The organism is Synechococcus sp. R6-7, from assembly GCF_047461695.1.
GTDB lineage: Bacteria > Cyanobacteriota > Cyanobacteriia > Thermostichales > Thermostichaceae > Thermostichus.
The window spans coordinates 1-5,214 of the sequence record NZ_JANSHS010000221.1 but is presented as its reverse complement, the minus strand read 5'-3'; the positions used below and the strand labels follow the sequence as shown (position 1 = coordinate 5,214).

4 protein-coding genes are annotated in these 5,214 nt (G+C 55.2%); all 4 read right to left on the bottom strand.

Annotated elements, in window-relative coordinates; all coding sequences use genetic code 11:
* Positions 1-271: 271 nt before the first annotated feature.
* The 4 genes from NW815_RS07305 to NW815_RS07290 are packed head-to-tail and all read right to left on the bottom strand — an operon-like array spanning position 272 to position 5,177.
* Complete coding sequence (locus tag NW815_RS07305; protein WP_414389538.1) at positions 272-937, bottom strand: Rho termination factor; 666 nt, start codon at positions 935-937, stop codon at positions 272-274.
* Positions 915-2,267 carry an AAA family ATPase gene (locus tag NW815_RS07300; protein ID WP_414389540.1) on the bottom strand — a complete coding sequence of 451 codons (1,353 nt, stop codon included), beginning with the start codon at positions 2,265-2,267 and terminating at the stop codon, positions 915-917. Before NW815_RS07300 ends, NW815_RS07305 begins: the two co-directional genes overlap by 23 nt.
* Before the next feature lie 56 nt (positions 2,268-2,323).
* The gene (locus tag NW815_RS07295) at positions 2,324-4,531 is read right to left on the bottom strand and encodes a phosphoketolase (RefSeq protein WP_414415852.1); all 2,208 of its coding nucleotides are present in this window, start codon (positions 4,529-4,531) and stop codon (positions 2,324-2,326) included.
* A 34-nt stretch (positions 4,532-4,565) separates the two neighbouring features.
* Positions 4,566-5,177, bottom strand: a complete 612-nt coding sequence (locus NW815_RS07290; RefSeq protein ID WP_414390160.1) for a cysteine hydrolase family protein — start codon at positions 5,175-5,177, stop codon at positions 4,566-4,568.
* Positions 5,178-5,214 lie beyond the last annotated feature (37 nt).

Here is a 5,214-nt window from a genome sequence, read left to right as displayed (position 1 = left end):
GGGGGGATCCCTGTGGTCAAGATAATACCGGACGGTTTGGGTCAGGTCGATCTCCAAGATGCTGGTGATCATCCTGTGCATGAGCTCCAGATGGATCCGGTCGTCCTAGGTAAGCAGAGCATACCTGCCATGGAGGCTGTTGTTGAGAGCGGCCAAGGCTGTTTGGGTGGCAGTAGCCATTCAAAGGGAGGCTTGAGGCAGGCATCCCACAGCAAGCGGAGTCGGGCCTCGGTGATGTGGAGAGGAGAATATGTTTTTGAAGGGATCCCTTTCAGCTCTCTCCCTCTGTTTTTTTTCGCGAGCGAGTTGAGGTCGCTTTCTTCGCGCCAGCGGATGCCGCAGATCTCTTGGATGATTTCTTCAGAGTAGGGGGCAACGCTGTAGGAGTTACGAAAAATACTTCCGATAGGGCATCCAGTTTTTTGCCTCGCGTGATTTTGCACCCAAGCTTGGTTATGGGGGTTAAGTCCTGCCACCAACTTCTATCCGCCTCTGCAATCCGGGCAGCTGCAATGGTTACATCGACTCCCTTGAGGGGACTGCTGGGTCGCTCGGCTAGGTATCTTAGCGCAGCCAAGATAGTCTCTCTCGATGTATTGGTCAAATTTACCTTCGGAACAATTTCTTTGGCGAGAATCTGGGCCTGCTTAACCTGCTCTGGATCAGGATCGACAACGATACACCATAGCCTTTCCAGTCCCGCTTCTTGAGCAACTGCATAGACAAAATGGTTACCAATGGCCTTGTACTGATAGTCGCCAGCCTCGACCACCAGCAGAGGAACCCAGTTGTGTCCTCCTGTCGCCCTTAGCTGATCTGCGGCTGCGGCAACAAGGAAGGAGGGAGCAGAAAACCCATCGGCGGGCGTAATACTCTCAAGGGGTAAGTTAACCAACCTACCTAGATCTGAAAACTCACTCATCGATAAAGTACTCACGGGCAAGACTCTGGTAGTATTCTAAAACTCTCCTGTCCCTAAAGACGGCAGGAATTCGAGCAAAGCTTGCAGAGGATATCACTGCATAGTCAGGTATCCTAAAAATGCTTTTGTTTTCATTACCTCTCTTAAAATGCGGCCAGAAATATGGACGTAGATCTACACTTTTCTCCTGGTTGATAAGCTTATCTATCTCTTCGTTAGCTAGTTTAATAGTGTATTCACTTCCCGAAGAAACGCCGTTGAAAAAGATAGGCAAAGTCCTGGGGCCGCCATCCTGTCGTGACTTAGCAGTTTCTGGAACAAAGCTGGTGATTACTCTAGCAGCATTATTCAGGGAAGACAGATCGTCGGGGCGGGTAGGTATCAAAATAACATCGGCAGCAAAAACACCACTTTGGCTGAAGTAAAGCCATTGAGTTGGGCAGTCGATTAGGATGTAATCATACTCATTGCGAAGAGGGGCAATCAGATCTCGAAGGCGTCGGGTTCCCTTTTGGATATATGCTAGCGACTGGCTGTCGGTCAACGTCTCCAGCTCAGGGTCTCTTGGGATAATGTCGAAGATGGGAAGGGTAGTCTGCTTGCCTTTGAGTCTATATGTTTGGACAATGGCATGGATGTCTATTTTGGGATCCTTTAAACATTGCGTCAGTGTAATTTTTCCAGGAGTGGCTCCCAAACTTCTTGTCAGATCACCCTGAGAATCAAAGTCAACAACTAAGACCTTTTTTCTCTTGGTTGCTAGTGTTGTGGTTGCTAGTGTTGCCGCAAGGTTAATGATCGTCGTTGTTTTGCCTACGCCCCCTTTATTGTTATACACGCATACAGTCAGAGCGCGCTCATAGTTTTCTATCTTGTCTCGCAAGTTACGCACTATGCTCTCAATGTTATCTGAGCTAATATCAAGGTTTGCTGTAGCGGGGTGAACGACTTTTCCGTGCTTCCTCCAAAGCTGGATGTTATTTGCATTGGTGATAATTCCCCATTTTGCAGATTTGCAGTTCTTGGCAAGCAAGTAACTTTCTATCTGACAAACTGCATCTCTATAGCAAGATCCTTCTCTGAGATTAACTGCTCTAGATTTTGCCTCCAAAAGCAAGTAGGGATTCTTCGGGGATCTCAAGAAAATATCTTCAGGATCTCCGTTCTTTCTTGCTGCGAGATCGACCTGGCCGCAACCTGTCTCGAATTCATATCTAATTTCCGAGTCGTCAAAGCCAAGCGCCTGCAGGAGAGGAAAAGCAAAGTGTTGGACAATAACTTGCTCTACCCTCTCGGTGGGAGATATCCTCTCAAGCTTCTCTCGGAGAGAGCTAGCCTCAGTCATAGGAAAAAATAGGAAAAAATAAGGTGGACAATGCTAACCAAGCTAAAAGCTCGCCCTCAGCATAGCAGTTGCTTGGCTCGTTCTGCTAGTGCTTGGGCTGTCAGGCCGTTGTAGTCCATCAATTCGGCGGGGGTGGCGGTGGTTTCCCCGCGTTTCCAGGCAAAAATGTCGCGCGGGCCAGTGTAGCGCAGTGTCAGAGGCTCCAACATCAGGCTGGCCCCGCCTGTTACGCCGATGAGGGCCTCGCCGGCAAACCAAGCGGCAAACTCCTGGTCGGACATGAATTCCCCATCTGGCTGGGCACAGGTGGACCAGGCCACGTCGCCGGGGCGATACAGACGGCGGGGGTTAATCACCGAGACGATTTTGCAGCCGATCCCTTGGGCTTGGAGCTGCTCAGCCGCCTCGAACACGGGCAGGAGAATCATATCCCCCACCACGGCAAAGACCACGGTGCGGGATCCAGGAAGTTCCTGAAGGACGGTGCAGCCCTGCTCTACTGCTTGGCGGGCTTGTTCGAGGGTGGTGCGGATGGGCAGGGGGGTTTTGCTGGCGATGATAGGGATCCCTTTGTTGCAGGTGGATAGGGCCCATTCGTAGGCAGCTTGGGCACAGTTGGCATCCGGCGGGAAGAGGGGAAAGATGTTGCCGTTGCGCATCATGGCTGCCAGGTAGGCCTCAATTTCCGGGCGTTGGTGGGTCCAGCCGTTACGCCCCTGTTCCAGAGCGCCGGCAGTGAAGAGGGCAATGGCCGAGGGGGTGGGCCGGCGTAGCTCTGCCATGGCTTGGGTTACTGTCTGCCAGATGGGTAGGCCGTTGACGGCAAAGGACTCGTAGGAGCACCACAGGGAGCGCCCGCCGAAGAGGGCTAGGCCCGCCGTTAGCCCCGCGCAGGCATCTTCGCTCAGGGGTTCGTAGACCTGGCCTTGGGGCTGTTGGTTGTATAAGGGATCCACCGTGGGGTGAATCACCTTGAGACCTTGGTTCACATTGGCAATGCCGGAAGCTTCGTTGCCGTCGGCATTGGCCACCAAAAAGTCGGGATCCTTCTGCCCCACCTGCACCACCAGGGATCCGATGGCCGTGGTAGAAACCTGCTTGTCCCCCAGGGGAAACTCCGTCAGGTTCAGGGATCCCAGAGGTGGAAGGGGCCGAACGAACTCTGTAACCGCCACCTTGGCGGCTGGCCCCCCGGCTGCCCGTTGGCAGTTTTGTCGCACCAGGGCCCAAGCTGCCGGATGTAAGGCCCGCGCCCGCAGAGCCGCCACAATGTCCGGGTGATCCAGAGTGTGGTGGCCGTAGAGGTTGTGGGACTTGGATCCCTTGGCATGTACCCCAGCCCCCTTCAGTTGCTTGAGGATGAAAACCGTTAATTGTCCGCTCAGGGCTGATTGGATGGCTCGCTCCATTTCGATCAGCACCCTTTGGGCAAAGGCAAGGCGGGCTTCTAGGGAAAACTGAGTGCTGTCGACGTAAGGGCCAGGCTGTTGGGCATCGTCAAAGTCCTTGGCATCCACCAACACCACTTCCTCAAAGCCGTTGCCCCGCCAATACTCGGCCATCTGGGCGTTGCTGGCGGTGGAGATCATGCTGTGGTGCTCTTGGCTGTAGCCGTTCCAGACCAGCACCGGCAGGAAGTTGGTGCGCTGCGGGAAAGCCGTGTGGAAGTGAATCATGGAGCTCATCACATAGGGCTCTCCCAGGCCGCCATCCCCAATCGTGACCGGGAAGAGGCGATCTGGATAGAGCAGGGCTCCTGCCATGGCAAAGTGTTGTCCTTGCCCCAGCGGCCCAGCCGGTGCCAGCAGCCCGGGAATGTAGCCAGAGAGGTGACCCAACAGCCCTTCCCGCTCTCGAAAACGGGCCCGTAGGTCGGAGACGGTGTGGATGCCCATCTCGGCCAGGGATCCATCCAAGAACATGGCCGCGTAAAAGCCCGGCGCGTGGTGCCCAACTTCGGTGGGGATGTTCTTCTGGCCCAGGTACACCAGAGCGGCATAGGCTTCTGCTTGGCTGGCAAATCCCCCTGGGTGGCCTGAGGCTTTGCTGGCGGTCATTTGCAGGGTGAGGTAGCGCAAGGCATCGGCATAGAGCAAGGTTTGGTAGGCGGCCATGCGACTGCCGGGATCCCTCAGTTTCCCGGTGCCGGCATCCACTGCGGGCGCCTGACCCAGGCGGTCGAATTCTGGCCAGGGATCCCCGAAGTACTGGATCCCTTCGCAAAAGGCGGGGACTTGGGCAGTTGCCTCCTGAGCCAGTGTCATCGGTTCAGCCTCACGCTTGTTGGGTTATTCACACTCACTGTAAACCCGATAACGCTTTTTGGATGTTCTGAGCAGAACTCGTCCAGCCGACGATGCCCCCTTGCGCCCGGATCATCTCCAGGGTGGCTTGCTTGAACTCTGGGAAGTAGCTGGCGGTGCAATCTTCCACCAGCAGGCACTCATAGCCGCGGTCATTGGCCTCGCGCATTGTGGTTTGCACGCAGACTTCTGTGGTTACTCCGGTGAACAGCAGGTGGGTGATGCCGCGCTTTTGCAAGATTGCTTGCAGCTCGGTGGCGTAGAAAGCCCCCTTGCCGGGTTTGGGAATGACGATCTCTCCCGCAAGCGGAGCAAGCTCAGGGATGATGGCGTTGCCCGGCTCTCCCCGAATCAAAATCCGCTCCATAGGGCCTTCGTCCCCAATGGTCAGGGATCCCTTGCCGCGTTTGCGCTTGCTGGGCGGGCAATCGGAGAGATCTGGCTGGTGACCCTCCAGGGTGTGGATGATGGTTAGGCCCTTCTGACGACAGAAGTCCAGCAGTTCCTCCAGGGTGGGCACAATGGATCCCAGTTGGGTGACATCGTTGCCCAACATTTCCCCAAAGCCGCCCGGCTCCAGGAAATCTCGCTGCATATCGATGATCACCAGGGCCAAGTAAACTACCCGGCTCCGACCGCTAAGC

Excerpts from the sequence above, each read along its gene's own strand:
- NW815_RS07295 (WP_414415852.1), bottom strand. The coding sequence starts at position 4,531 with ATGACACTGGCTCAGGAGGCAACTGCCCAAGTCCCCGCCTTTTGCGAA.
- NW815_RS07300 (WP_414389540.1), bottom strand. The coding sequence starts at position 2,267 with ATGACTGAGGCTAGCTCTCTCCGAGAGAAGCTTGAGAGGATATCTCCC.